The organism is Streptomyces sp. NPDC048479 (assembly GCF_040651435.1).
GTDB lineage: Bacteria > Actinomycetota > Actinomycetes > Streptomycetales > Streptomycetaceae > Streptomyces.
Genome location: NZ_JBEZKA010000016.1, coordinates 138490 through 164231, shown reverse-complemented (window position 1 = coordinate 164231; position 25742 = coordinate 138490). Strand labels below are relative to the sequence as shown.

Below are 25742 nucleotides of genomic sequence, written 5' to 3'. Positions count from 1 at the left end.
CCGCGCTCACCTCGGGTGGGACCCCCGGCACGCGCCCTGTACGGCGGGCCCCTATGGTGGGTCGCCCCAAGGGGTGGGAAGCCACTGAACTGACCATGCCCGTACGGTCGGCGGAAATGTCGCTTTCCACAGTCCCGGGGTGTCTGTCGGCAGCGGCCAGTATGGTGGTGCGCGCCGCCGAGCCGCCCGCAGCAGTTGCTATCAAGTAAGAAACGGGCGGCGAAGCCAACCGGGAGAACCTGCTTTGAGTCGTGAAACTGACAGTTCGTCCTCCGGCCCCCAGGGGCGCGGTGGAGCCGCGTACCCCTCGGGGACACCGCCGTACGGATCCCGCCAGTATCCGTCGCTGCATCCTCCGCAGGACGCTCCGGACGATGCCGCGGAGGTGGCTCCCGAGCCGCAGCCGGACGAGCCCAGGACCGAGACCACGCTGACCACGCGTATCCGGATCAACATCCCGGGTTCGCGGCCGATCCCGCCGGTCGTCATGCGTACGCCGATGAGCGACGTGGACGCCGCCTCGGCCAGACAGGACAGCGAGCGCACGGGCAGCACGCGGCGGCCCGACGTGGCGGAGGAGCCTGCCGCGCCTGCGGCGGAGCCGCCGGTCGAGGAGAAGGCGCCGACCAGCGACTGGTTCGCGCCCCGCAAGTCGAGTCCGGCTTCGGGCGCGAACGGGACAGGCACGAACGGGGCGGGTCTGGCGGCATCAGCCGCACAGCCGTCCGCTCCCGCCTCGCCCGCGGGCCCGGGCGCCGGAGCGAACGGCGCCGGTGCAGGTGCCGGTCTCCCGTACTTCTCGGACGGCCAGCAGGGCGGTCCCGGTCAGAGCCGTCCCGGTGTGAACATTCCCGGTCAGGGCGGACCGGCGAACGGCGGGCCCGGAGCGCCGCGCAGTGGGGGCTCGCTCAGCGATCTGGCCGCGAACGCCGACGGCCCGGCCTCCGGCGCGAACGGCTTCGCTCCCGGGAGCAGCACGCCTCCGCTGGGCGTGCGTTCGCCCGGCGCATCCCTCGGACCCACCGGGCCGACGACGGGACCGGTCACCGGCAGCATGCCGCTCGGCCGGCGCCCCGGCGGTCCGGGAGCAGGCGGTCCCGGTACCGGCGGCCGCCTCGGCCCGGGAGCCGACATTCCCGGCGTACCGGGTCCTGGCGGTCCGGGCGTTCCCGGTTCCGGCGTTCCCGGTCCCGGTGGCGCGCCCCGGATGTCCGACGACACCGCCGTGCTCACCCCGCAGCAGCCCGCCCCCGAGTTCAGCGGCGGCCATGTCTCCGGTGACACGCTGACCAGTGGCATCCCCGTGGTCCCCGGCGACCACCGCTCGCCGTTCCCGCCGCTCGGCAGCCCGCTCTCCGGCCCCGGCACCGGCCCGAACCCGCTGGCGCCCCACAGCGCCGGCCAGCAGGGTTTCGACGAAGCGGACTTCTCCGCACCGGAGTTCCCGGGCGGTCCCGGCGGTGGACCCGGCGGCCCCGCCGGTCCTGTCGTGCCCGCACCTGCCGCCGCCAGGCCCGCTCCCAGCCCCAGGCCCGCGCCCGCCAAGAAGGGCCGCTCCAAACTGGTGCTCGCCGGAGCCGGCCTGGTCGGGCTGCTCGGTATCGCCTACGGCGCCGGCCTGCTGCTCAACCACTCCGACGTACCCAAGAGCACCACGGTGCTCGGCGTCGACATCGGCGGCGGCACCAAGGAGGAGGCGGTCAGCAAGATCGACGCCGCCCTCGGCAAGCGCGCCGCCGGCTCGCTCCAGCTCACAGTGGGCGGCAAGAAGGAGCAGCTCGCCCCGGACAAGGCCGGACTCTCCCTGGACAGCCAGGCCACCGTTCGCGCCGCCGCAGGCAGCGACTACAACCCGGTCTCGGTGATCGGCTCCCTCCTCGGCGCCGAGCGCGTCGCCGAACCGGTGATCCTGGTCGACGAGGAGAAGCTGGGCGTCGCGCTGACCGACCTGGCGGGCGTCTCCGGCTCGGCCACCGAGGGCACGATCAAGTTCGAGCAGGGCAAGGCCGTCGCCGTACCCGGCAGGGCCGGCCAGACGCTGGACGTCGGCCGCTCGATGATCTCGGTCAAGGACGCCTACCGCGCGCAGGTCGAGACCGGCAAGCCGAACGTCGTCCCGCTCCCCGTCGCCACCCGCGAGCCGACCATCACGAAGACCGAGCTCGAGCGGGCGATGAAGGACTTCGCCGAGCCCGCGATGTCCGACCTGATCACCATCAAGGCGGGCGGCAAGCAGATCCAGTTCGGGCCGGCGAAGTCGCTGCCCAAGATCCTTTCGATGAAGGCGATCGACGGCAGGCTCGTCGAGGTCTACGACAAGAAGGCGATCGACGACCTCCTGGACGGTGTCTTCGACGGCGTCATGATCACCAAGGGCGACGGCAAGAAGCACCAGCTCTCCGCGGACGACGTCGCCCAGGCCATGGGCACGGCGCTGCGCGGCAAGTCGCCGGCCGAGCGCGTCAGCGAGATAGCGCTCGACCCGAGCTAGTACGGTCCTCGATCGCCGGACGGCTCAGTCCGAGCCCGTCCGGCGATCGAGGGCGACCCGGGCGGGCCAGGGCGAACCGGACCGGCGACCCGGGCGGCCCCGGCGAACCGACGCGGTCACCGCACCAGCGCTCAACCGCCGTTGTCACGGCCGCGCGCATGACATCTGTCATCCCCGAGTCACGACGGCCGACACCGACGGCCCACCCCGTCCTGCGGCCAGTCTGAACCCATGACGACGACAGCCGCTCCCACCCCTGTGGTGAGCTTCGAGAATGTGCACAAGAGCTACGGCGCGGTCCGTGCCGTATCCGATCTCTCGCTGATGCTCCACCCCGGCGAGACCGTCGCGCTCCTCGGCCCCAACGGCGCTGGCAAGTCCTCCACGCTCGATCTGCTGCTCGGCCTGCGCCCCGCCGACAGCGGCTCCGTAAAGCTCTTCGGCACGACCCCGCAGGCGGTCGCCGCCGGCCGCGTCGGTGCGATGCTGCAGAGCGGCGGCCTGATGGAGGAGGTCAAGGTCCGCGAACTGGTGCAGCTCGCCTGTGCCCTGCACCCCAAGCCGTATCCGGTCGCCGACGTCCTCGCCCAGGCCGGGATCGGCCAGATTGCCGACCGTATGGTCAACAAGCTCTCCGGCGGCCTCGTGCAGAAAGCCCTCGCCTTGAGCTGCTGCCTGGCCCGCAGAAAGGCGATCTTCACCCCGGCGCGCTCGCAGGCGCGATAACATGCCGAAGCATTTCGGGTGCCGCGCTGCCTGGGTCTCCTTCGCCGCCGCCGTCCGGATGGGCATCCTCAACTAGCGACGTCGCGCGCCGTCCCGACGATTGCCGGACCGCAGCCTTCGGGGAGGTTCGCGACGACGAGCGCGAACGCCTCCTCGACGGTGTCCACCTCACCAAGGATGCCTATGGATCGGGCCGTTACCTGGTAGCCGCTTCGCACCATGCGATACACCACGGGCACAAAGGACCCCGGATAGTCGGTGCACCGGCTGAGGTACAGGATGCCGTGGCTCACGCCGGGGAACAGCTCCCGCAGCCGGGGCTGTGCGTACGCGGCGCGGACCATCTCGGGGTCGATCAGGTCTTCGTCGTACGTCAGGATGCTCTGCCACTCGGCGGCCACGATGTCCGCGGCCGCGCCGGTGTTCTCGCTTTGGGTCACAGGACTCGCCCCGTTCCCTCGATGGCGGGGCCGCAGTCCTGGGGCAGGCTGTCCACGACGGGTGCAAACGCCTCCTCGAGCGTGTCGACCTCACCGAGGGTGCCCACCCCGAGCGGACCCCTGACCCAAAAGGTTCCGTCAGCCCGGGGATACACGTAGCCCCCGACTGGAGCAGCAGGGAGACTGGTGCACCGGCTTGAGGTACAGGGTGCCGTGGCTGACCCCGGGATACAGCTCTCGCAGCCGCGGCTGCGCATACGCGGCACGAACCGTGGCCGGGTCGACGAGGCCCTCATCCTCCTCGAGGTAGTACCGCCACTCGGCGGCCACGATCTCTGCGGCGTTCCGAGAATTCTCATCGCTCGTCATGTGGTGACATCACTTCTTGTTCTTCGGCAGGTTCGGCTGAGGTGGTTAACAGCATCTGTGACGTCCGTCATCGGGGTGCCTCGGTCAAGGTATGGGCGTCCGCAACAGAACTGGGACGCCCATACCGCCTTCACCACTGCCGTGCGCAGGAGTTCAAAGGCGCCCACGAAGCGAACTGTGGCCGGGCTCGACAGCCGGAGCGCGGACGCGATCAACGGGTCTGCCAGCGCCGTACGGTGTCCTCGTCGATCGTGAGCCAGGTGCCGTCACCCAGCGGCAGCGGAGGCAGATCGACCGGCATCGGGTAGTGCAGTTCGGCGAACGGACGGAGGGTTGAGGCATCGAGGATGAAGTGCCGTGATTCCTCACCCCACGGGTCTGCCGCTGCCGCAGCAAGGATCCGGTGGCGGTCGAGGAAGCCGGGACGGCCGGCGAAGACCAGTTCGTCGGGCAGAACGGCCTCGGCCTCCGCCGTGACCGGTTCCTGGCTGCCGGGCCGGTAGCGGGCCAGGTATTCCCCGTCGATCGCCATCTTGAGGAAGTCGTCCGCGGCGATGCTGTTGCCAATGAAGGGTTCGTCCGGGATCCCGGCGCCTGTCACGTTCAGCGTCCCCTCCTGGAGGGCGACGAGGAGGGAATGTGCGTCGTCCTGCCCCTGGCCGACGTTCAGGAACACCTCTGCCTGGGGTGCGAGGGACTGCTGGAACTCGTACATGGCCGAATAGGCAGGGACAACAGTCTCGGCCACCGGCTTCCCGGTCGCGAGATCCAGAGCCATGCACAGGTCGCCAGGGTACGTCCTGCCGGGTTCCACGGGAGACGCGATCGTGGCGAACAGGTGGCTACCGGAGGGGTCGGGCGTAGATGCCCCGCGCCCCATGCCGCGCTCGTCCCAGGCCGCGTGCTCGTATACCCAGCGCACGCCGCCGTCCGCGTCATACACGGTGATGCAGTGTCGGCCGCTGACAGCTAGGCCCCCGCCGGGGACGGGAGAGGAGTATCCGTGCTCCTCGTCCGGTTCGGGTGCGGGCCAGCTTCGCTGCCAAGCGAAGACGGCGTCGGGACCGTCGGCGATCCGGGCGACACGAATCTCCGCTTCCACCTGCGTGACCAGCCAGTTCGCCCCTTCTCGCACCAACCATCGGTCGAGCTTGCCCAGTGCTTCCTCGAGCCCAGGGAAGTCTCCACTGGCAGTGAGTTCGGCGGATGCCTGTGCGTACTCCATGTCTTTCCTTCTACTCCTCTGTGTAACGGCCGGGCCAGTGGAACTGCCGTCGATGTGTGGGGCCGTCCTCCTGGTAGACAGGGCCTGTCAGCCGGCCGCCGCTCGGCCTGATGAGCGGCGCGCAGACATCGGGGCAGACGCTGCGTGAGGCCGCCCCATGGGTGGGCAGCCATTCACTCTCACCCTCCTTGTGCATCCTATTGAGGAAGTGAACGATGTTCTGCTCGGCGTGACCGCCTCTGGCCCCCTTCGGCGGCTTCGGAAGGTACTGGTCCTTGGGGAGCGGTATCAGACCCATCTCCCTCGCGAGCTTTTCCTGAGCTTTGCTGAGGGGGGTTCTGCTCGTTCCGGAGACGAAGATCGCCGGACCTTGTGGTGTGTTCGCGTGAACGACGGCGACGGTCTGGAATCTTTGCCGCTCTTGCGGGAATACCTTGGCAATGCGGTGGGCCATGTCCTCGAGGCCCTGGAGGCACGGTGCCAGCCCCAAAGGGTCGGACCCGGTTGCCGGGTTGGCCACATAGCCGACCGGGTTGGGCGAGGGGGCTAGACCCAGAGGGTCAGGAGTGACGTAGCGCCCGGCCTCGGGGTCGTAGTGGCGGAAGTAGTTGTAGTGGAGCCCGGTTTCGGGATCGGCGTACTGGCCGGGGAAGCGGAGCGGGGTGTAGGCGCTCGCGTCACTGTTCCAGGTGGTGGTACCCCACTGGGTGGCCCGGCTGTGCCAGGCGATCTCGCCAGTCTCGTCGACGAGTTCGGTGGGCGTACCGACGAGGTCGGTGACAATCGCGAAGAACCGGGAGTCGACTCTGTCCTGCCCGTGCGCGTCGGGAGCCGTTCCCTCGGTGTCGCGGAGCCGGTGCTCCGCCTGGGCCAGTGGCCGGTGCCCGTCGTGTTCCCAGGTCAGGACGGTACCGGTGGCGCTGTCCGTCTGCTCCGCGATCCGCGTCTCGTCCCAGCTGAAGGCGATCTCCGCCACGACCTGGCCGTCGGGTGCGTGTTTCCGCTTCTTCGTCCGCCGCCCCAGGGCGTCGTACGCGTATGTCCACAGGGTGCCGTCGGGCGTGCTGCAGGACACGAGCCGGTCCTCGGGGTCCCACTGGTAGCGCCAGATGTCGGGCTTCCGCGACAGCCGCTTCTTGCGGCGCTCGACGATCCGTCCCGCCGCGTCGTACGTGTAGTGCAGTCCCCCGGCGGATTCGACGCGGGTGCCGCTATATATGCGTTCGCCGCGCGCCTCGGGATAGGGCGCCTGGTCTGGCCACTGGGCGGAGGTTTGGTTGCCTTCGCCATCGTAGACGTACGTCTCGCTCCAGCCCTGCGCCTCCACCCTGAGCGGCCGCCCGGCCGCGTCCAGTTGGAAGCGCCGTTCCTGCCCGCTCAGCAGATCGGTGACAGCCAGCAGTTGGTCGTCGGCACGGTAGGTGTAAGCGCGCGAGCGCAGCATGCGGCCCTGAGCGGTGAGCGACCTTTCGCCGACCCGGCCGGAGGTGTCCCAGACGGTGCTGAGGGTGACGGGCCGGTCGAGCGACCCGAAGGAGCGGGAGAGCTCACGCCCGAGGGGGTCGTGGGCGAACGCAAAGACATGGCCAGCCAGGTCCATACGCGTGCGGTTGCCCGCCGCGTCGTACTCGGCGGCGGTCGTCACTCCGCTCGGTGTCACACGGCCAGTGCGGTGCCCCAGGCTGTCATAGGTGAAGCGGGTGGTCCGCCCGTCGACGGTCTCAGCGACGGGGCGACCCCGCGGGTCCCGCTCCAGGGTGAGTGTCGAGTGCGGGGAACGGGCACTCGTGAGCCGCCCGGCCCTGTCATATGTGAAGGCCGTGACTGTCCCGTCCACGTCCTTGGCTGTTAGACGGCCCGTGTTGTCCAGATGGTGGGTGATGGTCTGGCCGAGGGGGTTGGTGCGAGTGAGGAGGCGGCCCGCGGCATCGTAGCTGTAGTGGAGCGTCCGGCCGTCGAAGTCCGTCTCCGAGGTGACGCGTCCGGCAATGTCGTAGCGGTACTGCCAATGCAGTCCAACGGAATTGCGGACCTGGCGGAGGCGCAGCTCAGTGTCGTACGAGAACTCGTAGCGGGCACCGTCGGGTCCGGTGCGGGCTGTGGGCTGATCGAAGTGGGTGTACTCATAACGGGTCGTCCTGCCGTCGGCGACGGTCTCCGTGAGCCGGTTGCCTTCGGCGTCGTAGGTCCAGGACTGCTCGGTTCCATCCGGCTCGACGCGCCGAGTTAGGAGCCCCTCGACGTTCCATTCCAGCGTGGTAGTGGCACCCAGGGGGTCGGTAACCGTGAGCGGGCGGCCGAAGGCATCGCGAATGATGGTGGCCGCACTGCCCATGGTGTCGCTCTGGGCGATCGGCAGGCCGACGCCGTCGTGCTGGAACCTTTCGACACCACCGGTGGCATCGGTGATCGTCAGGATAGCTCCGCGGCCGTCGTACTCGAAGCGTGTCGTCGTACCGTCCGGCGCGATGAGTGCGACGTGGTTGCCGCGGTCGTCGAACTCACGCCGCCAGACGGCCCCGTCCGGACCGGTCACGACGGTGGGCAGGTCCAACTCGTTGTACTCGGCCGTCGTGACCGAGCCATCGGATTCGTGGGCTGCGGTGAGATTCCCGCGCTCGTCCCAGACCCAAGAGGCGGTCCGGCCGTGCGTGTCCGTGCGGCTGAGCAGGCGGTCATACCGGTCCCAGCTCTGGCTGACGGTGTTGCCCAGGGGGTCGGTCTCGGCGACAACCTGCAGGAGTTCGTTAAGGAGAAATGCAGTGGTGGCACCGGTGGAGTCGGTGTAGCGGGTGATCCGTGCCTCGGCGTCGTACTCGAACGTGGACGACAGGTAGCCGGCCGGGCCGATGGTGCGGACGACCCGGCCGACGGCGTCGTAGACATAGGTGAAGGTGGAGTCGTTACGGTCGGTCCACGAGTTGATGCGGTCGTGCTCGTCGTAGCCAAAGCGCAGTGGCAGCCCAGAGGAGTTGACGACCGCGTTCAGGTTGCCGCGCTCGTCGTAGCCGTACGTCGCGACGGTGACGGGGCCTTCTGGTGTGCGCAGCGAGAGGGCGGTGATTCGCTGGTCTTCGGTGGTGATCTGGGCTGTGTATCCACCGTCATGGCTGACGGTGGTGGGGGAGCCGTCGGGACGGCGAGAGAAAATGATGCGGTTGTCGTTGAGGTCGGTCAGCTCGGTCAGCCAGTACGCGGACGAGCTCCGGTAGGGGCTGCCGGTGAACGACCAGGTCTGACCCGTGTCGGATTCGGTGACCGTGTACGTGGTTGTGTCCTCGTACTGGCCTCCGTGGGCCAGGGCAAGCCGCGGGCCCTCCACGGGCATGACGGGATCGCCGCCCGGCAAGGGCAGGCTGGGATATGCAAGGAGGGAGCCGTCCTCGCGGGCCCAGACGGCTCCTGGGCCGACGGGATCGGGTTCGAGGCGCTCGTCGAGGGTGGAGGCCCAACTGCGACCGAACCACTGGCCGTAGCGGTACTCGGACAGATGCGTGCGCTGGAGCACAAGCGGCAGCACACCGGGCAGGGACAGGTCGGTCTGGGCCAGGGTCATCTCGCCCGTGGCTATGTCGATCGGATCGTTCTTGCAGGTCTTCTTGCTCAGCTCGATGCCGTTGCGGCGGGGCTCGTTCTTGGCACCGCGCAGGGAGTCCGGCTTTGTACGCGAGGAGGGGCCGCGTCCCTTGTCTCCGGCGTTCCTTTTCCCGCTACGGCCGTCGTCGCCCTTGCGCTGCTTGGCGAAGCGGGCGCGGATGTCGTCGTCGTTGTTCTTGTGGTCCTTGGAGATCTGCTTGACGGCCTTGGGCAGCGTCTTGCCGACGTGGTTGCCCATCGTCCTGACGGCCTTCTCCAGGGCGTCCATGGCTTTGTCCGCGACCGGGTCGATGGCCTCGGCGATGCTGTCGCGGCCGCGGGTGCGGCCGTGGTGGGTCTTGGCCTTGGTCAGCTTGCCGGCGGTCCTGCCGTGGATGTTGACGCTGACGCCGTTGAGCCGGGTGGAGGCGTGGTCGTGCTCGCCGTGCTCGATATGGACGCCCTTGCCCTTGCCGCCTCCGCCGCCCGAGCCGCCGGCGGAGGCCAGGTGCATCGCCTCCTTGGAGCCCTGCACGCCTTCGTTGAAGCCGTCCTTGCCCGCCTGCTTGGCCTGGTTGAGGTCGACGCCGTCCTGCAACCCCAGTGCAGTGGCGCCGAGTTGGACGACGAGGTCGGCAGCGAGGCTTTCGAGGGCTGCGACAGCCGGTTCGGTCATCGCCTCGATGACGTAGCCGACCGCCTCCTCCACGCACTCCTTGATCAGGCGCTTGACGACCTCCTGGGTCGCACGCATCGCCCCGGCGCCGATCAGCGCGGACAGACCGCCCGTGACCGGGATCAGGGAGATGGCGATCCCGGCCTCGCTCGCCAGATAGCCGAGCTGGACCAGCGCGGCGCCCTTCATGACTTCTATCGCCCCGGCGGCGGTGTCCAGCGCCCCGGCGATCGTGCGCGCCGCCGAGGTGACGTCCTTGAGGTGCTTGTCCTTGACCTTTCCCCAGTGCTCGTTCAGGGCGTCCAAGGCCTCGCCGTGTCCTGACGAAAGGAGCCTCTGTACGTGGTTGTTGGCGAGCTGCCCGTCGTCCTCCAGGTCCTCGGCGAACTCCCGCAAGGAGTCCGCCATATCGCGGTATGCGTCCTCATCGACGTTCGGCCACGAGACGCCGATCAGATCCAGCAGAGTGTCGGCCCAGTCCGGCACGGTCACAGCCACGGCTTGAAGTCCCCCCGTTTGAGACGCCGTTCGCAGAATGCATGTGCGAATACGGTCTCATGTGGCCGCGTAGATGATCAATGCGGATTTACGTCACAACAGACTGAGCGTCAGAGTTGCGGCGGCCGGCGCCAGGAACGGGTACTGCAGCCCGAACGTGTAGTCCCGCACCCGCAAATGGGTCACGACCGCGCAGACGGAGATGAGCACGAGGCCGACTGCCGCCGTGCCGAGTGCCGGGAGCCAGAAACCGACGAGAAGGCCGAGTGCGGCCGCGGCCTTCGGGGCGCCGAGCACGGGCATCCACAAACGGGGGGCGCCCGCATCCTGAGAGTCACGACGGCGCGCGAGTGTGACACCGGGACGCCCAGGCCGCCCGGGAACAGGCGGGACGCGCGGGACGCCCGGGATATCCCGAACGATCAGGACGTCCGGGACTCAGTTCAGCATCGCCCGCGCCACCCGCGCCTTCCGTCTGATCGCCTCCGCCGTCGCCGGATCGACCGCCGCCACCACCTCCGCGTACGCGTCCATCTCCGCCGCCCCCGTCACGAACTCACCCCGCTCCACGAGCAGTTGGGCCCGTTCGTAGCGCAGCCTCGCCGGATGTGAAGGGAGCAGCAGCGACAGTTCAACCGCCCAGAGTGCGACGTCGGAGCGTTCCGGGCGGACCGCAGCCCAGGCGCGGATGTTGTTCAGGATGCGCACGACCACGTCGACCGGGTCCGCGGGCATCAGCATCGACGGGTCCAGGGGCGCTCCCGTCGCGCCCGCCACCAGCAGTTCCGCGTCCGGGCCGGTCAGCACGCGGCCGCCCGCGAAGGGGTCCGCGAGCACCTGCTCGTGCGGGTCGCCGAAGCCCACCACGAAGTGGCCCGGCAGCGCGACCCCGTACACCGGCGCGCCCGCCCGGCGGGCGACCTCGATCCAGACCACCGAGAGGAGGATCGGCAGGCCCCTGCGGCGGCGCAGTACCTCGTGCAGAAGCGAGGACTCCAGGCGCTGGTAGTCGGCAGGCGAGCCGCCGAAGTCACAGCGGCCGCCCAGGAGCTCCGCCAGCGCCGCAGCCCACGCGCGGGGGCCGACCAGGCCGAAGGGGAGCATTCCGGCGAGCCGGTCCAGTTCGATCTGAGCAGCGTCCAGAACGGCCTCGTCCACGAATGGGTCCGCCTCCGCGCCGACGAGCAGGCACATCAGAGCGAGGTCCGCCCGCTCCGAGCGGGCCTCCTCGGCGAACTGCTGACGCCAGTCGGACGGCCGGCCGGCGGGCCTGTCGGCGGATTTGTCGTGCATACGCGACTCGTACCCGTCTACGCGGATCGGAAGTGGTGGTAGCGGTGATGGGTCGCGAACCCCATCGTTTCGTACAGCGCGCGCGCCCCGTCATTGTCCGTCTCCACCTGCAGCCACGCCGCCGACGCGCCCTCCTCCAGTGCACGCCGCGCCAGCGCTGTCATCACCGTGGTCGCCAGGCCCTGGCGCCGGTACGCCGGGTCCACCTCCACCGCCATGAAGCCCGCCCAGCGGCCGTCGATCACACACCTGCCGATCGCAGCCGGAACCGTCCCTTCACCCGCCACCGTGGCGAACCACACCGACGGGCCGCTGCCCAGCACCCTCAGCACATGTGGTCCGGGCACACCGAAGCGGTGATAGCGCTGCAGCCACGCCTCGTCGAAGGAGCGCGACAGCCGGACCCGCGCCACATCCGTGTCCAGGTCGCCGATCGGGGCGAGGGCCCCGATCCGTACCTCCGCCGAGACCTCGCGCCGCCAGCCGCGCGCCTCCAGCTCCGCGCAGAGCTCTTCCTGAGTGCCCGCCGCCCCGGTCGCAGCCTGTACATACGCGGGCAGATCCCGCTCCTCGTACCACGTACGCACCCGCGCCAGCGCCTCGTCGAGCGGCAGCCCGGGGTAACCGAGCGGCAGTACAGAGTTCGCGCGCCGGGTGAATCCGGCGGACGCCCGCAGTTCCCACTCGCCGAGCCGCTCGCTCTCCACCGGCTGCCAGGCGCGCGCCATGACCCGGGCGAGCTCCTCGAAGTCCGCCGCGGGACCGCGGCGGCGGGCCGGCGCGGCGGGCACGACCTTGCCTGCGACCAGGGACGATTCCGGGATACGGACAGTCTCTCCGGTTCGTCGTGTGATCAGCAGCACACCGTTGTCCCATGATGTGAGAACGCCGACCGTGTCGGTGAACTTCTCGGCCCCGGCCCCGGGATCGATCAGGCACCTCACGGACACTCGTTTACCCACGTCAACGGGTGTAATACGGACCTTGAGCCGTCCGCCGCCAGTGAATTCCACAGGTCTGCGAGCCCCTCCTGTTCGGATCGTGCCCAGGAACGGAGATACTAGGGGTGGGCATCGACGACGCCGCGCTCCCGCGCAATGCCAGCCCTACCGAGGAGGAACGACAGCGTGACCTACGTCATCGCGCAGCCTTGTGTCGACGTCAAGGACAAGGCGTGCATCGAGGAGTGCCCCGTCGACTGCATCTACGAGGGCTCCAGGTCCTTGTACATCCACCCGGACGAATGCGTCGACTGTGGGGCTTGTGAGCCGGTCTGCCCGGTCGAGGCGATCTTCTACGAGGACGACACCCCGGAGGAGTGGAAGGACTACTACAAGGCGAACGTCGAGTTCTTCGACGAGCTCGGTTCGCCCGGCGGTGCCTCCAAGCTCGGCCTGATCGAGCGCGACCACCCCTTTATCGCAGCGCTGCCGCCGCAGAACCAGTAGTCCGCGGCCCGCTAGTGCATCGCCCCCGGTCCCGTACGGTTCGTCGTCCGTACGGGACCGAGGTGTTTGACGCCCTCTGCACGAGCCACGCACGAGCACGAGTACGAGAAAGAGAAGTCCTGTGTCCGCAGCCTCTTCGCGAGTCTCTTCGCGCCTTCCCGTCTTCCCGTGGGACAAGCTCGAGCCGTACAAGGCGACGGCCGCGGCCCACCCCGACGGCATTGTGGACCTCTCCGTCGGCACGCCCGTCGACCCCGTCCCCGAGCTGATCCAGAAGGCGTTCGTCGAGGCCTCCGACTCGCCCGGCTATCCGACGGTGTGGGGGACGTCCGGGCTGCGTGACGCACTCACCGGATGGGTCGAGCGGCGGCTCGGCGCCGTCGATGTCGCGCATACGAACGTTCTGCCCGTCGTCGGCTCAAAGGAGCTGGTGGCCTGGCTGCCGACCCAGCTCGGTCTCGGCCCCGGCGACAGGGTCGCCCACCCGCGGCTCGCCTACCCGACGTACGAGGTCGGCGCCCGGCTGGCGCGCGCGGAGGCCGTGGTCTACGACGACCCGACCCAGCTCGACCCCACCGGCCTGAAGCTGCTCTGGCTCAACTCGCCGTCCAACCCCACCGGCCGGGTGCTGGCCAAGGACGAGCTGATCCGGATCGTCGCGTGGGCGCGCGAGCACGGCGTGCTGGTCTTCAGCGACGAGTGCTACCTGGAGCTGGGCTGGGAGGCGGAGCCGGTCTCGGTCCTGCACCCGGACGTCTGCGGCGGTACGTACGAGGGTGTCGTCGCCGTCCACTCGCTCTCCAAGCGCTCCAACCTGGCCGGGTACCGCGCCGCCTTCATCGCGGGCGACGAGAGCGTGCTCGGTGAGCTGCTCCAGATCCGTAAGCACGGCGGGATGATGACCCCGGCGCCGGTGCAGGCCGCCACGGTCGCGGCACTCGGCGACGACACGCATGTCTCGGAGCAGCGGGCGCGGTACGCGGCCCGGCGCGCCGCGCTGCGTACGGCCCTGGAGGCGCACGGCTTCCGGATCGAGCACAGCGAGGCCAGCCTCTATCTGTGGGCGACGCGCGACGAGCCGTGCTGGGAGACGGTGGCGCACCTGGCGGAGCTGGGGATCCTGGTCGCGCCCGGCGACTTCTACGGAACGGCGGGCGAGCGCTTCGTACGCGTGGCGTTCACCGCGACGGACGAGCGGGTCGAGGCCGCGGTCAAGCGCCTCGGCTGAACACCTCTCGGCCGAACACTTCGCGGCTGAGGATGCCTCGGCCGGACATGGGGAAGGGCCCCGGGAGTTCGTACTCCCGGGGCCCTTCCCGTGTGCTGATCGTCAGCCGAGCGGCAGGGACTCCACCGGCAGCTGCTGGGTGGGCAGGCCGCCACCGAGCGAGTCGGTCTGCAGGCTGCTGCCACCGAGCCGCCCGGTCGCGGTGCCGGCGGCCTTGCCGACGGCGTCACCCGCGCTGCCCGCGGCGTCACCGGCCGCCTTCTGGGCGACGGGGGCCGCCGCCTTGCCCGCCTTGTCGACAGCCTTGCCGGCGGCCGGGACGGCCTGCTCGACCGCGTCGCCACCGGTGTTGCCCGCCAGGTCGGAGGTCTTCTGCGCGGCACCGTCGGCAGTGCTGCTGACGCCGTCCGCGTCGAACGCGGTCAGGCCCACGGGGGCCTGCGGAAGGTCCGCGGCGCTTGCGGAGCCGACCGCACCGACCACGGGGGCTGCACCCGCCGCGATGAGCAGCGCGACACGGGCGATCCGACGGGTCAGGGGGAGGGACATGATGCTCCTTGAGGCGAGAAGTACGTCTGGAATGGTGCCTGTCCGGTGCTGGTCCAGCAGTGCCGTTCCGGCTTTCGGACGCAGTGACAACTGCTTGGAGGGCGGGAGAAGTTGCGGTGGACCAAGGCAAAGAGTTGGCAATGTGTCGCATTATCGGCTTCGGGTAAAGGTGGGCAAACATTCCATTGCGCAATGGTCTGCCGAACCGTCACTTCTCTTTTGCCGCAAGGGGTTTGAGGGGCTGATCGCTACTGGCGGGAACGCCGGGCCGACACCTTTTCCGGAGGTGACCGGAGTGCCTCGTTCGAGGGATGGCGCGGACTACTGCGCGAGGCGAATTCGGACTTCGCCGGTACGGTAATCCGCGCCGGAAGCCTTGCGGGAACCCGCCCGGGAACCCTCCGCGCCCGTCTCTGCCGAGGTGCCGCCCGCCGCTCGCCAGCCCTTCCCGGACTCCTTGGCGCTCCACACCTGGCCCGCGTACGAGACCTCATCGATGCGCAGCCCGTCCGCCCGCGCCACCGCCCAGTGCGCCAGCTCCCAGCCCCGCTGCGCCGCCCCGCCGCCGTCCGTCCCGATCGTGGACTGCACCGGTACGGACACCTCGCGCGGTGCCGGTGCGCCGGTCCGGCCCGAAGTACCGGCCTTCGGCAGCACCTCGGGACCGAACGCGCGCACCAGCTCGGCCCGCACCTTCGACGCGTCGCCCGCCTCGTTGCCCTTGCCCGACTCGCAGGTCAGGGCCCGGGTCGCGCGGCCGGTCAGCGCAGCCGCCAGCAGCGTGGCGTCCGGCTCGTGCTTCGCGTACGCCTGCGGGAAACCGCTGCGCTGCACACGCTGTGCCGCGACAGTCAGCGGCAGCCGCGAGTAGCCGGGGACCTCGGCGAGGTGCTCGTAGAACTTCCCGGAGGCGTAGACGGGGTCGAGGATCTGCCCGGCCGTGCCCCACCCCTTCGACGGACGCTGCTGGAAGAGCCCGAGCGAGTCACGGTCGCCGTGGCTGATATTGCGCAACCCCGACTCCTGGAGTGCGGTCGCGAGCGCGATGGTGACCGCGCGCTCCGGCATGCCGCGTGTGGTGCCGACCGCGGAGATCGTCGCGGCGTTCGCGGCCTGTTCCGTGCTGAGCTCGTACGTGGAGCCCGCGGCAGTACGCACCGTGCAGCGCGGAGCGCCGCCGCCGGTGACGTACTGCACAACGACATAGCCGATGAGTGCCAGCAGCACGGCGAACGCGGCCGCGATACGCAGGAGGCGGCCGCGCCGGAGGGGAGAGGCGGTCTCAGGCACGCTGCCCACCGTACTGGAGCCCGCGTTAAGGTCGGAGTCATGCCCGAAACCGTGCTTGACCTCACTCTTGATGCTCCGGCGCTCACCGCCCGCCTGGTCGACTTCCGATCGGTCAGCGGCGAGGAGAAGCCTCTCGCCGACGCGATCGAGCAGGCGCTGCGCGGCCTGCCGCACCTCACCGTCGACCGGTACGGCAACAATGTCGTGGCCCGGACGAACCTCGGGCGCGCCGAGCGGGTCGTGCTGGCCGGGCACATCGACACGGTTCCGATCGCCGACAACGTGCCGTCCCGGCTCGACCAGAACGGCGTGCTGTGGGGCTGCGGAACGAGCGACATGAAGTCGGGCGTGGCCGTACAGCTGCGGATCGCCGCGACCGTCCCCGAGGCGAATCGCGACCTCACCTTCGTCTTCTACGACAACGAAGAGGTCGCCGCACACCTCAACGGTCTGGGGCATGTGGCCGATGCCCATGCCGACTGGCTGGAGGGTGACTTCGCCGTACTGCTCGAGCCGTCCGACGCCCAGGTCGAGGGCGGCTGTCAGGGCACGCTGCGGGTCTTTCTCCGTACGACGGGGGAGCGGGCACACTCCGCGCGCAGCTGGATGGGGTCCAACGCCGTTCATGCGGCCGCGCCGATTCTGGCGAAGCTCGCCGCGTACGAGCCGCGCCGGCCGGTGATCGACGGTCTTGAGTACCGGGAGGGGCTCAACGCGGTACGCATCGAGGCGGGCGTCGCCAACAACGTCATCCCCGACGAGTGCACCGTGGTGGTCAACTACCGCTACGCGCCCGACCGGAGCATGGCGGAGGCCGAGGACCATGTCCGCGAGGTCTTCGCCGACTGCGGGGTCGCGGAGTTCGTCGTGGACGATCACACGGGCGGCGCGCTGCCCGGCCTGTCGCACCCGGCGGCCGCCGCCTTCATGGCAGCCGTCGGCGGGACGGCTCAGCCCAAGTTCGGCTGGACGGACGTCTCACGCTTCAGCGCGCTCGGCGTGCCCGCGGTCAACTACGGACCCGGCGACGCGCTCTTCGCCCACAAGCGGGACGAGCATGTCGCGGTGGAGAAGATCACCCACTGCGAGAACCGGCTCCGAGACTGGCTTACTGCCTGACCGCCCCGATTTCACCTTTCGTAACGTTCTCCGACCTACCCTGACTCAAAGCAACGTTGTGCGGCGGAGGGAGCAGGCCATGGGCGACCCCGAGGGAACCGAGGGATTGCGGGCGCTGGGGGAGCAGCGACTGGGACCGGTGCTGCGCCGTAGAGAACAGGTGCAGCCCGGCACCACTGATCAGCGGCTGCTGGACACGGAGGGCGACTCCGAGTGGGTGCATACCGATCCGTGGCGGGTCATGCGCATCCAGTCGGAGTTCGTGGAAGGCTTCGGCGCGCTCGCCGAACTGCCCAGCGCCATCAGCGTGTTCGGCTCTGCCCGTACGGCGCTGGGTACCCCCGAGTACGACGCGGGCGTCCGGATCGGCAGGGCGCTGGTCGACGCCGGCTTCGCGGTGATCACGGGCGGCGGCCCGGGCGCGATGGAGGCGGCGAACAAGGGTGCGCGGGAGGCTCACGGCATCTCGGTGGGCCTCGGCATCGAGCTCCCCTTCGAGCAGGGGCTCAACCAGCACGTCGACATCGGCGTGAACTTCCGCTACTTCTTCGTCCGCAAGACGATGTTCGTGAAGTACGCGCAGGGCTTCGTGGTCCTGCCGGGCGGACTGGGCACGCTGGACGAGCTGTTCGAGGCGCTGACCCTCGTCCAGACCCGCAAGGTCACGCGTTTCCCGATCGTGCTGTTCGGCACGGAGTACTGGAGCGGGCTGGTGGACTGGCTGCGGAACACGGTGGTGGCGCAGGGCAAGGCGTCCGAGAGGGACCTGCTTCTCTTCCACGTGACGGACGACGTGGAGGAGGCGGTGGCGATGGTCACGAAGGAGACGGGCCACTAGGGGCCGCTGCGCGGGGCTGTTCCCCGACCCGCCCCTTCCCGCTGTGTCGATGTGCGGCTCCGCCGTGCGGGGAACGCGGCCGCGCCAAACCCCGGGCCTCAATCGCCGGACGGGCTTGGACGGGCTTGGACGGGCTTGGACGGGCTTGGACGGGCTTGGACGGGCTTGGTTCGGGGCGCCGCCCCGGACCCCGCGCCTCAATCGCCGGCGGGGCCGAATTTCAGCCCCGCCGGGGGCTGGGGGCTTGCAACCCCACCCGCGGCCGGCACCCCTTACGCCAGCCCCCGCCTCGCCACCGCCGGTGCCCGGTGGCCCGCGATCGTCGACACCATGTCCAGGACCTGCTTCGTCTCCGCCACCTCATGGACGCGGTAGACCTGCGCGCCCAGCCACGCCGACACCGCCGTCGTCGCCAGCGTGCCGATGACGCGCTCCTTCACCGGCTTGTCGAGCGTCTCGCCGACGAAGTCCTTGTTCGACAGGGAGACCAGCACCGGCCAGCCCGTCTCCGTCATCTCCCCGAGCCTGCGTGTCGCTTCCAGGCTGTGCCTGGTGCTCTTCCCGAAGTCATGGCCCGGGTCGATCATGATCCCGTCCCTGCGGACGCCCAGCTCAACCGCCCGCTCCGCCAGCGAGACCGTCACTCGCAGAATGTCCGCCATCACATCGTCGTACGCGATCCGGTGCGGCCGTGTCCGCGGCTCCGCGCCGCCCGCGTGCGTGCACACCAGACCCGCTCCGTACCGCGCGGCGACCTCCGCCAGCTTCGGGTCCACCCCGCCCCACGCGTCGTTCAGCACATCCGCGCCCGCCTCGCAGACCGCCTCGCCCACGTCGTGCCGCCAGGTGTCGACGCTGATGACGACATCCGGATGCCGTCTGCGCACCTCGGCCACGAATCCGACTGTGCGCCGCGCCTCCTCCTCGGCCGTCACCTCCTCGCCGGGACCGGCCTTCACCCCGCCGATGTCGATGATGGCAGCACCCTCTGACACCGCCTGCTCTACGCGGGCGAGCGCGGGTTCGTCCCGGAACGTGGCGCCCTGGTCGTAGAAGGAGTCCGGCGTCCGGTTCACGATCGCCATGATCACCGGCTCGTGCGCGTCGAATTCGCGCCGTCCCAGCCGCAGCATCAGCGGTTTCCTCCTCAGGTCCGTCGCCTGCGACCCTAACTCTCAGACTGTCGTGGCACGATCAGCACCGGACAGTTTCCGCTTGGGGAGAGGCTCGCTCGTGTTCTTGTTCTTGCTGATCGCGATGGTCGTGGTCGTCGCCGCGGTCACCCTCGCCGTGGTCGGCGGCGGCGACAGTGCGGCCCTGCCCGAGGTGGCCCCGGAGCAGCTGGTGGACCCGCTGCCGGTCAGCCGCCCGGTCGGCCGTGCGGACGTCGAGGCGGTCCGGCTGCCGGTCTCGCCCCGCGGCTACCGGATGGCGGACGTGGACGAGGTGCTGAGCCGCCTCGGTGCGGAGCTCGCCGAGCGGGATGCCCGTATCGCCGAGCTGGAGTCGGCGCTGGCCGGCGCGCAGGCCCGTGCGGTGGGTGGCCACGACCTGTTCACCAAGCCGGGCGAGGAGCGCGACCAGTGACCGGCGAGGCCGTACCCGGGCCCGACGGAAAGCTGCGCTGCCCGTGGGGCCTGTCCACGGCCGACTACGTCACGTACCACGACGAGGAGTGGGGCCGTCCGGTCCACGGCGACGACGCGCTCTTCGAACGCCTCTGCCTGGAGGCCTTCCAGTCCGGCCTGTCCTGGATCACCATCCTGCGCCGCCGCGAGGGCTTCCGTGCCGCCTTCGACGACTTCAAGATCGCATCCGTGGCGGCGTACACCGACGCCGACGAGGAGCGCCTCCTCGCCGACGCCGGGATCATCCGCAACCGCGCCAAGATCGAGGCGACGCTCGCCAACGCGCGCGTGCTCGCCGACTGGCCGGCCGGTGAGCTGGACACGCTGATCTGGTCGTACGCCCCGGATCCCGCGAAGCGACCGGCCCCGCGCACGATCGCCGACGTCCCCGCGGTCACCGACCAGTCCACGGCGCTGGCGAAGGCCCTCAAGAAGCGCGGCCTGCGCTTCATCGGACCCACCACGGCGTACGCGCTGATGCAGGCGTGCGGTCTCGTCGACGACCACCTGAGCGGCTGTGTCGTCCGCGGAGCCGGCTCCGGCCGCTAGGGGCCTCTAGCGGCCGAGGTACTTCGGCTTCTCCTTGGCGATGAACGCCTGGACAGCGATTGTGTGGTCCTCCGACGCGCCCGCCCTCGCCTGGAGCTCGTCCTCCTTGCCCAGCGTCTCGCTGAGCGTGTGACCCGCGCCGTACGCCAGGGACTCCTTGAGCGCCGCGTACGCCACGGTCGGGCCCTCGGCCAGCGCACGGGCCACCGCGACGGCCTCGGCGGCCAGGTCGGCGGCGGGGACCAGCTTGTTCGCGATGCCCAGCTCGTACGCCTCCGGTGCGGAGAACGAGCGAGGGAACAGCAGCAGGTCGGCGGCGCGGCTCTGGCCGATCAGCCGGGGCAGCGTCCACGAGACCCCGGAGTCGGCGGTCAGCGCGACACCCGCGAAGGAAGTTGTGAACTTGGCGTTGTCGGCGACGACGCGGTAGTCCGCGGCGAGGGCGAAGCCGAGGCCCGCGCCTGCCGCCACGCCGTTGACCCCGGCCACGACCGGCTTGGGCATCTCGGTGAGCGCCCGCACGATGGGGTTGTAGTGCTCCCGCACGGTGTTCATGGTGCGGCCGGTGCCGTGCTCCCGGTCCTCCGCGAGCAGGGAGATGTGCTCCTTGAGGTCCTGGCCCACGCAGAAGGCGCGCCCGGACGCGGTGAGCAGTACCGCGCGTACGGCGGGATCGGCGGCGGCTGCCTGGGCCGAGTCCCGGAGAGCGACCTTGGCCTCGGTGTTCATCGCGTTCATGGCCTCGGGCCGGTTGATCGTGATCGTCGCGAGTCCGTCGCTCACCTCGTACAGCACGGAGTCGGCCATGGCAGGTCCCCTTTACGGCTCAAGAGTGGTGTTCAGGGCCAGCATGGCGGAGATCGTCGGGGGCGAACATGTGACCTGCGTCAAACAATCTTCCGCTTCGGGCCCGTGGGCGGTGGCGAAGTATCGCAGGCGGATCGCCGCTTTGAGTGGTTTTGAGAGAGCGCGTTGCGCAAGCGATGCCGACTGATGTTGGTCATCGGGTCCCGCCATGCGGGATAATGACCTGGAAGCAATGTGTTCGATGCCGGTGACACCTGGGTTGTCGGCTGCGATGAGCTGGTTTCAGGAAGGGGAACGAGCATGGCGGCCATGAAGCCGCGGACGGGCGACGGCCCGCTCGAGGTGACCAAGGAGGGGCGGGGCATCGTCATGCGCGTTCCGCTCGAAGGCGGCGGTCGGCTTGTGGTCGAGCTGACTCCGGACGAAGCCGATGCCCTCGGCGACGCCCTGAAGAAGGTCGTCGGCTGACGCGGGAAGCGCACACACTTTCACTGCCCCGGCACTCATGGTGCCGGGGCAGTGCTGTGTTCGGGGGGCTCGGTTCGCATGGCCGGGCCTGCCGGGGCGGGGCCGGTCAGCCGCGGCGGACCGCGCAGAGCAGGCCGTCGCCCACCGGCAGCAGCGAGGGCAGCAGCTCCTGGCTTTCCCGCACCGCGCGCAGCAGCTCGCGAAGTCGCACGACTTCCGCCGGCTGCGCCGCCGAGTCCACCGTCCGTCCGTCCGCGAAAACGCCCTCGAAGCACACAAGACCGCCTGGTCGCAGCAGGCGCAACGATTCAGCGAGATAGTCCAGCGACTCCATACGGTCGCCGTCGCAGAAGACGAGGTCGTAGCCGCCGTCCGCGAGCCGCGGCAGTACGTCGAGGGCGCGGCCGGGGATGAAACGCGCCCGGTTCCCGGCAAAGCCGGCCGCGCGGAAGGCCTGCTTGGCGAACTGCTGCCGGTCCGGCTCCGGATCCACCGTCGTCAGTACGCCGTCGGGCCGCATGCCCTGCAACAGATAGATCCCGGAGACCCCGGTTCCCGTACCGATTTCGGCCACCGCTTTCGCGTCAGCCGTGGCAGCAAGCAGTCGCAGCGCTGCGCCGGTGCCTGGTGACACCGAGGGGAGCCCCGACTCGCGGGCCCGGTCACGGGCCCAGCGGAGCGTGTCGTCCTCGGCGACAAAGGCGTCGGCGAACGCCCAGCTCGTCTGCCGGTTGGCGGTAATGACCCTCTCCTGTCCCCGTAGTTGGCGCGACGCTGACTGTATCCGCTGCACCGGGAACCCGCAGATGGGACCAGGCGTTATGGAAGACAGGGGGAAGCGCATGGATCAGGGCCGGAAGCAGGACCCAAATTCGCGTAAAGATTCTTATCCGGAGCTAACGGGCGAGGTGGCTATGGTAGGGGCTCCGCTGGACACCACCAGAGCCGACAGGGGAGGTGCGGCTGCACCTGCGGATCGGAGAGGAGTGCTGAGGCGCCTTCTCAGGTCAACGGGTGAGCCGAGATCCGTGACCTACATTGCTGACCGTTCCCGCTCCACCGACTCCGCAGCTACCGCGACCTTCGCATCGGATGCGGAATCGCAGGCGTGGACTCCTCCCAGCTGGGAGGAGATCGTCAGCACGCACAGCGGCCGGGTCTACCGCCTCGCCTACCGGCTGACGGGCAACCAGCACGACGCCGAGGACCTCACCCAGGAAGTCTTCGTCCGCGTCTTCCGCTCGCTTTCGACGTACACGCCCGGCACCTTTGAGGGCTGGCTGCACCGCATCACCACGAACCTCTTCCTGGACATGGTCCGCCGCAAGCAGCGCATCCGTTTCGACGCGCTCGGCGACGACGCGGCAGAGCGGCTGCCCAGCCGCGAGCCGTCTCCGCAGCAGGTCTTCAACGACACCCACTTCGACGCGGATGTGCAGCAGGCGCTGGACACCCTCGCGCCGGAGTTCCGCGCCGCCGTGGTGCTCTGTGACATCGAGGGTCTCTCGTACGAGGAGATCGCCGCGACGCTGGGCGTGAAGCTCGGCACGGTCCGCAGCCGGATCCACCGCGGCCGGTCGCATCTGCGCAAGGCCCTGCAGCACCGTTCCCCGGAGGCTCGTGCCGAGCAGCGCACGCTGGCGGGTGCGGTCGGCCTGGCAGGAGAGGGCGGACCGACGTGAGTGGCTCGAGTCCCACCCCCGCGGAGCAGCACCTGGGGGACCGGCTGGCCGCGCTGATCGACGGCGAGCTGAAACACGATGCCCGCGACCGGGTGCTGGCCCATCTGGCGACCTGTCCCAAGTGCATGGCCGAGGCCGACGCCCACCGCCGGCTGAAGAACGTCTTCGCCCAAACCGCTCCGCCGCCGCCCTCCGAAGGGCTGCTCGCGCGGCTCCAAGGGCTGCCCGCGGGACCTGGAGGTGATGACGACCGCTCGGGGGGACCTTTCGACGGGGGGCGGCTCGCCAATGGCGTCTTCAACGCACTGAATCCCTCCGCGAGGCCCGGACGCGACTCCCGCACGTCCCGGACGGAGACCTTCGGCTACGTACCGGCGGGCGCGCACGCGACCGTGCTTCCCGGCTCCGGCGGCGGCTTCCGGATCCATGACGTGGGTCGTACGGACGCGGAGCGCTCACCCTGGCTCGGCCGGAGGTTCGTCTTCGCGGCGGCCAGCGCGGTGTCTTTCGCCGCGATCGCCCTCGGCGGCGCGATTCCGCTGGACGCCTCGGTGCAGGCAGGTCCCAGGGGCGAGGGCGCGGGGAACAACGTCACACCGCTGCGCGCCGTGACCCCGACCACGGGCAGCGCCGGAGTGAACAGCGGAATGAACAACGGCGCGGGCACCAGGGCGACCCCCAGGGGCACGGAGGCCGACCGCCGGCGCAGCGGTGGCAACGGCCTGACCAGGTCGGACAACCGGCCGGTCATCGCCGCGGCGCCCAGCCTGCTGGCCCCGGCGGCGCCGCTGAACCACCCGTTTTCCGCCTCGATACTGACCGACACCTCGTCCTCCCTGTCCCCGCTGATACGTCCCACGGGCTCGGCGTTCCAGCTCGCCACTGCTCCCGGGTCCAACCCGTCCGCCACGCCTGTCCCCACCCATCTCGCCGCACCGACCCAGCCTTCTCGGCCCCTCTCGTCCCGGCGCTGACCAGGCCCCTGCACGGTGATTCGCAAACCTGGTTGAATCCTCTGAGGGGTGCCCCAGGAGGGTGCCGCAGTGGTCGGCAGTTTGCGGGGAGAGCATGGACGACGGGAAGCCCACCGGGCCGAAGGCGAAGTGGTGGAGCCGGCCCAGTGCGGGACGTACGACTCACTCCGAGCCGGAGGCGCCGGCACCGGCGCACCAGGAGACCGAGGTGACGACGGAACTGCCTCCGGTGCAGACCTCGGTGCAGGCCCCCGTGCCCGTGCCGCGGGACGTCGAGACGGCCGTCGACCCGGTGCCCGCAGCCCAGCCCGCAGCGGAACAGAGTCGGCCGCAGCCCCTGCACGAGCCCGATGTGTACAGCACCCCGCCCTACGGCGGGCCCGGGCCATGGGCGCCGGCCCCTCCCGTACAGCGGCCGATGCCGACTCCGGCGCAGGGCACACGCGTACCGCCGGCGTACTCCGCGCAGAACGGAACACCGGCCGGTGGGGGTACCGGCGGCGGATATGCGCCGCCGCCCGAGGCCCCATCACCCCAGCAGCCGCACGCCCAGCCCCAGCCGCACCCCCAGCCCCAGGAGCGGCCGCACGCCCAGCCGCAGGAGCGGCCGCAGCCGCTGCCCTCGTTGTGGCTGCAGTACGACCCGTGGAGCACACCCGGGCAGCCGCTGACCCACGTCGGTGAGCCGGTAAAGAAGAAGCGCCGACGCGGATCGCTGCTGGTCGGGGCGGTCCTGCTCGCGCTCGTCGCCGGTGTTGTCGGCGGCGGCATAGGCGCGTACATCGAGCGCAACGGCGGCATCACCAGCGTCGAACTCCCGCAGGCCGCCAAGGGCAACGGCAACCGCGCACCCGACAGCGTTGCCGGTATCGCCGCCAGCGCCCTGCCGAGCGTCGTCACCCTCCATGTCAGCGGCGGCGGCGAACAGGGCACCGGCACCGGATTCGTACTCGACCAGCAGGGCCACATCCTCACCAACAACCATGTCGTCGACCCGGCAGGCTCCTCGGGTGAGATCTCGGTCACCTTCAGCGGCGGCGAGACCGCCAGGGCGACACTCGTCGGCAAGGACAGTGGCTACGACCTCGCCGTCGTCAAGGTCTCCGGTGTCTCCGGCCTCAAGCCGCTGCCCCTCGGCAACTCCGACAACGTCCAGGTGGGTGACCCGGTCGTCGCCATCGGCGCGCCGTTCGATCTCCAGAACACCGTGACCTCCGGCATCATCAGCGCCAAGGAGCGCCCCATCACCGCGGGCGGCGAGAAGGGCGACGGCAGTGATGTCAGCTATGTCGACGCGCTGCAGACCGACGCCCCGATAAACCCCGGCAACTCCGGTGGCCCGCTGGTGGACACCAAGGCCCGTGTCATCGGCATCAACAGCGCGATCCGGGCCGCGGACAGCGGCACGGACACCCAAGGAGGCCAGGCCGGCTCGATCGGACTCGGCTTCGCGATCCCCATCAACCAGGGCAAGCGCGTCGCCGAAGAGCTGATCAACACCGGTAAGGCCACCCACCCGGTGATCGGCGTCAGCCTCGACATGAAGTACACCGGCGACGGCGCACGCGTCGGCGACAAGGGCAAGGACGGCTCCGCGTCGGTCATCAAGAACGGCCCCGGCGCCAAGGCGGGCATCAAGGCGGGCGACATCATCACCAAGATCGACGGCCAGCGGGTGCACAGCGGCGAGGAGCTGATCGTCAAGATCCGCGCCCACCGCCCCGGTGACCGGCTGGAGCTGGCGGTGGTTCGCGCCGGCCGTGAACGGAAGATGACGCTGACACTCGGCTCCGCGGCCGGCACATGACGGCCGGTCGAACGGCCGCCGGACGGCTCGGCGCAGGGCCCATCGGAAGGTACCGCGGAGA

Annotated in this window: 25 protein-coding genes; 12 read left to right on the top strand and 13 right to left on the bottom strand. The window is 69.9% G+C overall.

The genetic code is table 11. From position 1 onward, the window contains the following. Positions 1–244: 244 nt before the first annotated feature. Entirely contained in the window at positions 245–2491 is a 2247-nt protein-coding gene (locus AB0D12_RS24675; protein WP_362686738.1) for a hypothetical protein, read from the top strand. A gap of 231 nt (positions 2492–2722) precedes the next feature. Further along, the gene (locus tag AB0D12_RS24670) at positions 2723–3217 is read left to right on the top strand and encodes an ATP-binding cassette domain-containing protein (protein WP_362686735.1); all 495 of its coding nucleotides are present in this window, start codon (positions 2723–2725) and stop codon (positions 3215–3217) included. A gap of 68 nt (positions 3218–3285) precedes the next feature. Here AB0D12_RS24670 and AB0D12_RS24665 read toward each other — a convergent pair whose 3' ends face one another. The 8 genes from AB0D12_RS24665 to AB0D12_RS24630 all read right to left on the bottom strand — a co-directional run bounded on the left by AB0D12_RS24665 (position 3286) and on the right by AB0D12_RS24630 (position 12307). Beyond that, positions 3286–3657 (bottom strand): DUF6193 family natural product biosynthesis protein, encoded by a 372-nt coding sequence (locus AB0D12_RS24665; protein ID WP_362686732.1) that lies wholly within the window; start codon positions 3655–3657, stop codon positions 3286–3288. Continuing rightward, positions 3654–3812 carry a DUF6193 family natural product biosynthesis protein gene (locus AB0D12_RS24660; protein ID WP_362686729.1) on the bottom strand — a complete coding sequence of 53 codons (159 nt, stop codon included), beginning with the start codon at positions 3810–3812 and terminating at the stop codon, positions 3654–3656. The genes AB0D12_RS24665 and AB0D12_RS24660 overlap by 4 nt, the downstream gene beginning before the upstream one ends. Beyond that, positions 3796–4026, bottom strand: coding sequence for a DUF6193 family natural product biosynthesis protein (locus AB0D12_RS24655; protein ID WP_362686726.1), 231 nt, complete (start codon positions 4024–4026; stop codon positions 3796–3798). The genes AB0D12_RS24660 and AB0D12_RS24655 overlap by 17 nt, the downstream gene beginning before the upstream one ends. A 211-nt stretch (positions 4027–4237) precedes the next feature. Further along, positions 4238–5251, bottom strand: a complete 1014-nt coding sequence (locus tag AB0D12_RS24650; protein WP_362686723.1) for a hypothetical protein — start codon at positions 5249–5251, stop codon at positions 4238–4240. Positions 5252–5261: 10 nt separating this feature from the next. Next, on the bottom strand, positions 5262–10001 hold the full coding sequence (locus AB0D12_RS24645; protein ID WP_362686720.1) for a DUF6531 domain-containing protein: 4740 nt from the start codon (positions 9999–10001) through the stop codon (positions 5262–5264). A gap of 93 nt (positions 10002–10094) precedes the next feature. Next, positions 10095–10412, bottom strand: a complete 318-nt coding sequence (locus AB0D12_RS24640) for a DoxX family protein (RefSeq protein WP_362686855.1) — start codon at positions 10410–10412, stop codon at positions 10095–10097. 27 nt (positions 10413–10439) lie between these two features. Next, on the bottom strand, positions 10440–11294 hold the full coding sequence (locus AB0D12_RS24635) for a transglutaminase-like domain-containing protein (RefSeq protein WP_327325885.1): 855 nt from the start codon (positions 11292–11294) through the stop codon (positions 10440–10442). Positions 11295–11311: 17 nt separating this feature from the next. Then, positions 11312–12307: a GNAT family N-acetyltransferase gene (locus tag AB0D12_RS24630; RefSeq protein WP_362686717.1), complete on the bottom strand. Its 996-nt coding sequence runs from the start codon at positions 12305–12307 to the stop codon at positions 11312–11314. Between the two features lie 114 nt (positions 12308–12421). On the opposite strand from AB0D12_RS24630, the gene fdxA reads away from it, so the two are divergent. Both fdxA and AB0D12_RS24620 read left to right on the top strand, forming a co-directional pair. Next, complete coding sequence (gene fdxA, locus AB0D12_RS24625; RefSeq protein WP_018089397.1) at positions 12422–12742, top strand: ferredoxin; 321 nt, start codon at positions 12422–12424, stop codon at positions 12740–12742. Between the two features lie 121 nt (positions 12743–12863). Further along, the gene (locus tag AB0D12_RS24620; RefSeq protein ID WP_362686714.1) at positions 12864–13970 is read left to right on the top strand and encodes a bifunctional succinyldiaminopimelate transaminase/glutamate-prephenate aminotransferase; all 1107 of its coding nucleotides are present in this window, start codon (positions 12864–12866) and stop codon (positions 13968–13970) included. A 102-nt stretch (positions 13971–14072) separates the two neighbouring features. On the opposite strand, the gene AB0D12_RS24615 is transcribed toward AB0D12_RS24620, so the two are convergent. Then, positions 14073–14519, bottom strand: coding sequence for an ATP-binding protein (locus AB0D12_RS24615; protein ID WP_362686711.1), 447 nt, complete (start codon positions 14517–14519; stop codon positions 14073–14075). A 321-nt stretch (positions 14520–14840) separates the two neighbouring features. Then, a complete protein-coding gene (locus AB0D12_RS24610) occupies positions 14841–15809 on the bottom strand; it encodes a hypothetical protein (protein WP_362686708.1) in 969 nt (322 codons plus the stop codon). Positions 15810–15848: 39 nt separating this feature from the next. On the opposite strand from AB0D12_RS24610, the gene dapE reads away from it, so the two are divergent. Continuing rightward, positions 15849–16928 carry a succinyl-diaminopimelate desuccinylase gene (dapE, locus tag AB0D12_RS24605; protein WP_362686705.1) on the top strand — a complete coding sequence of 360 codons (1080 nt, stop codon included), beginning with the start codon at positions 15849–15851 and terminating at the stop codon, positions 16926–16928. A 79-nt stretch (positions 16929–17007) separates the two neighbouring features. Further along, positions 17008–17766: a TIGR00730 family Rossman fold protein gene (locus tag AB0D12_RS24600; RefSeq protein WP_362686702.1), complete on the top strand. Its 759-nt coding sequence runs from the start codon at positions 17008–17010 to the stop codon at positions 17764–17766. 272 nt (positions 17767–18038) lie between these two features. Here AB0D12_RS24600 and folP read toward each other — a convergent pair whose 3' ends face one another. Next, the gene (gene folP / locus AB0D12_RS24595; protein WP_362686699.1) at positions 18039–18899 is read right to left on the bottom strand and encodes a dihydropteroate synthase; all 861 of its coding nucleotides are present in this window, start codon (positions 18897–18899) and stop codon (positions 18039–18041) included. Between the two features lie 100 nt (positions 18900–18999). On the opposite strand from folP, the gene AB0D12_RS24590 reads away from it, so the two are divergent. After that, entirely contained in the window at positions 19000–19353 is a 354-nt protein-coding gene (locus AB0D12_RS24590; protein WP_362686696.1) for a DivIVA domain-containing protein, read from the top strand. Then, positions 19350–19943 (top strand): DNA-3-methyladenine glycosylase I, encoded by a 594-nt coding sequence (locus AB0D12_RS24585; RefSeq protein ID WP_362686693.1) that lies wholly within the window; start codon positions 19350–19352, stop codon positions 19941–19943. The genes AB0D12_RS24590 and AB0D12_RS24585 overlap by 4 nt, the downstream gene beginning before the upstream one ends. A gap of 6 nt (positions 19944–19949) precedes the next feature. Here the strand turns inward: AB0D12_RS24585 and AB0D12_RS24580 are convergent, their stop codons facing one another. Continuing rightward, positions 19950–20750, bottom strand: coding sequence for an enoyl-CoA hydratase-related protein (locus AB0D12_RS24580; protein WP_362686690.1), 801 nt, complete (start codon positions 20748–20750; stop codon positions 19950–19952). A 300-nt stretch (positions 20751–21050) separates the two neighbouring features. Here AB0D12_RS24580 and AB0D12_RS24575 point away from each other — a divergent pair, with 300 nt between their 5' ends. Then, positions 21051–21218 (top strand): DUF3117 domain-containing protein, encoded by a 168-nt coding sequence (locus tag AB0D12_RS24575; protein ID WP_003966491.1) that lies wholly within the window; start codon positions 21051–21053, stop codon positions 21216–21218. 106 nt (positions 21219–21324) lie between these two features. On the opposite strand, the gene AB0D12_RS24570 is transcribed toward AB0D12_RS24575, so the two are convergent. Beyond that, positions 21325–22011, bottom strand: a complete 687-nt coding sequence (locus AB0D12_RS24570; RefSeq protein ID WP_362686687.1) for an O-methyltransferase — start codon at positions 22009–22011, stop codon at positions 21325–21327. A gap of 121 nt (positions 22012–22132) precedes the next feature. Here AB0D12_RS24570 and sigE point away from each other — a divergent pair, with 121 nt between their 5' ends. The 3 genes from sigE to AB0D12_RS24555 all read left to right on the top strand — a co-directional run bounded on the left by sigE (position 22133) and on the right by AB0D12_RS24555 (position 25681). Further along, the gene (gene sigE / locus AB0D12_RS24565) at positions 22133–22900 is read left to right on the top strand and encodes an RNA polymerase sigma factor SigE (RefSeq protein WP_362686853.1); all 768 of its coding nucleotides are present in this window, start codon (positions 22133–22135) and stop codon (positions 22898–22900) included. Beyond that, complete coding sequence (locus AB0D12_RS24560) at positions 22897–23874, top strand: zf-HC2 domain-containing protein (RefSeq protein WP_362686684.1); 978 nt, start codon at positions 22897–22899, stop codon at positions 23872–23874. The genes sigE and AB0D12_RS24560 overlap by 4 nt, the downstream gene beginning before the upstream one ends. Before the next feature lie 94 nt (positions 23875–23968). Then, positions 23969–25681 carry a trypsin-like peptidase domain-containing protein gene (locus tag AB0D12_RS24555; protein WP_362686681.1) on the top strand — a complete coding sequence of 571 codons (1713 nt, stop codon included), beginning with the start codon at positions 23969–23971 and terminating at the stop codon, positions 25679–25681. Positions 25682–25742 lie beyond the last annotated feature (61 nt).

Excerpts from the sequence above, each read along its gene's own strand:
- AB0D12_RS24670 (WP_362686735.1), top strand. The coding sequence starts at position 2,723 with ATGACGACGACAGCCGCTCCCACCCCTGTGGTGAGCTTCGAGAATGTG.
- AB0D12_RS24655 (WP_362686726.1), bottom strand. The coding sequence starts at position 4,026 with ATGACGAGCGATGAGAATTCTCGGAACGCCGCAGAGATCGTGGCCGCC.
- AB0D12_RS24650 (WP_362686723.1), bottom strand. The coding sequence starts at position 5,251 with ATGGAGTACGCACAGGCATCCGCCGAACTCACTGCCAGTGGAGACTTC.
- AB0D12_RS24635 (WP_327325885.1), bottom strand. The coding sequence starts at position 11,294 with ATGCACGACAAATCCGCCGACAGGCCCGCCGGCCGGCCGTCCGACTGG.
- AB0D12_RS24615 (WP_362686711.1), bottom strand. The coding sequence starts at position 14,519 with ATGTCCCTCCCCCTGACCCGTCGGATCGCCCGTGTCGCGCTGCTCATC.
- dapE (WP_362686705.1), top strand. The coding sequence starts at position 15,849 with ATGCCCGAAACCGTGCTTGACCTCACTCTTGATGCTCCGGCGCTCACC.
- AB0D12_RS24600 (WP_362686702.1), top strand. The coding sequence starts at position 17,008 with ATGGGCGACCCCGAGGGAACCGAGGGATTGCGGGCGCTGGGGGAGCAG.
- folP (WP_362686699.1), bottom strand. The coding sequence starts at position 18,899 with ATGCTGCGGCTGGGACGGCGCGAATTCGACGCGCACGAGCCGGTGATC.
- AB0D12_RS24580 (WP_362686690.1), bottom strand. The coding sequence starts at position 20,750 with ATGGCCGACTCCGTGCTGTACGAGGTGAGCGACGGACTCGCGACGATC.
- AB0D12_RS24575 (WP_003966491.1), top strand. The coding sequence starts at position 21,051 with ATGGCGGCCATGAAGCCGCGGACGGGCGACGGCCCGCTCGAGGTGACC.
- sigE (WP_362686853.1), top strand. The coding sequence starts at position 22,133 with ATGGTAGGGGCTCCGCTGGACACCACCAGAGCCGACAGGGGAGGTGCG.
- AB0D12_RS24555 (WP_362686681.1), top strand. The coding sequence starts at position 23,969 with ATGGACGACGGGAAGCCCACCGGGCCGAAGGCGAAGTGGTGGAGCCGG.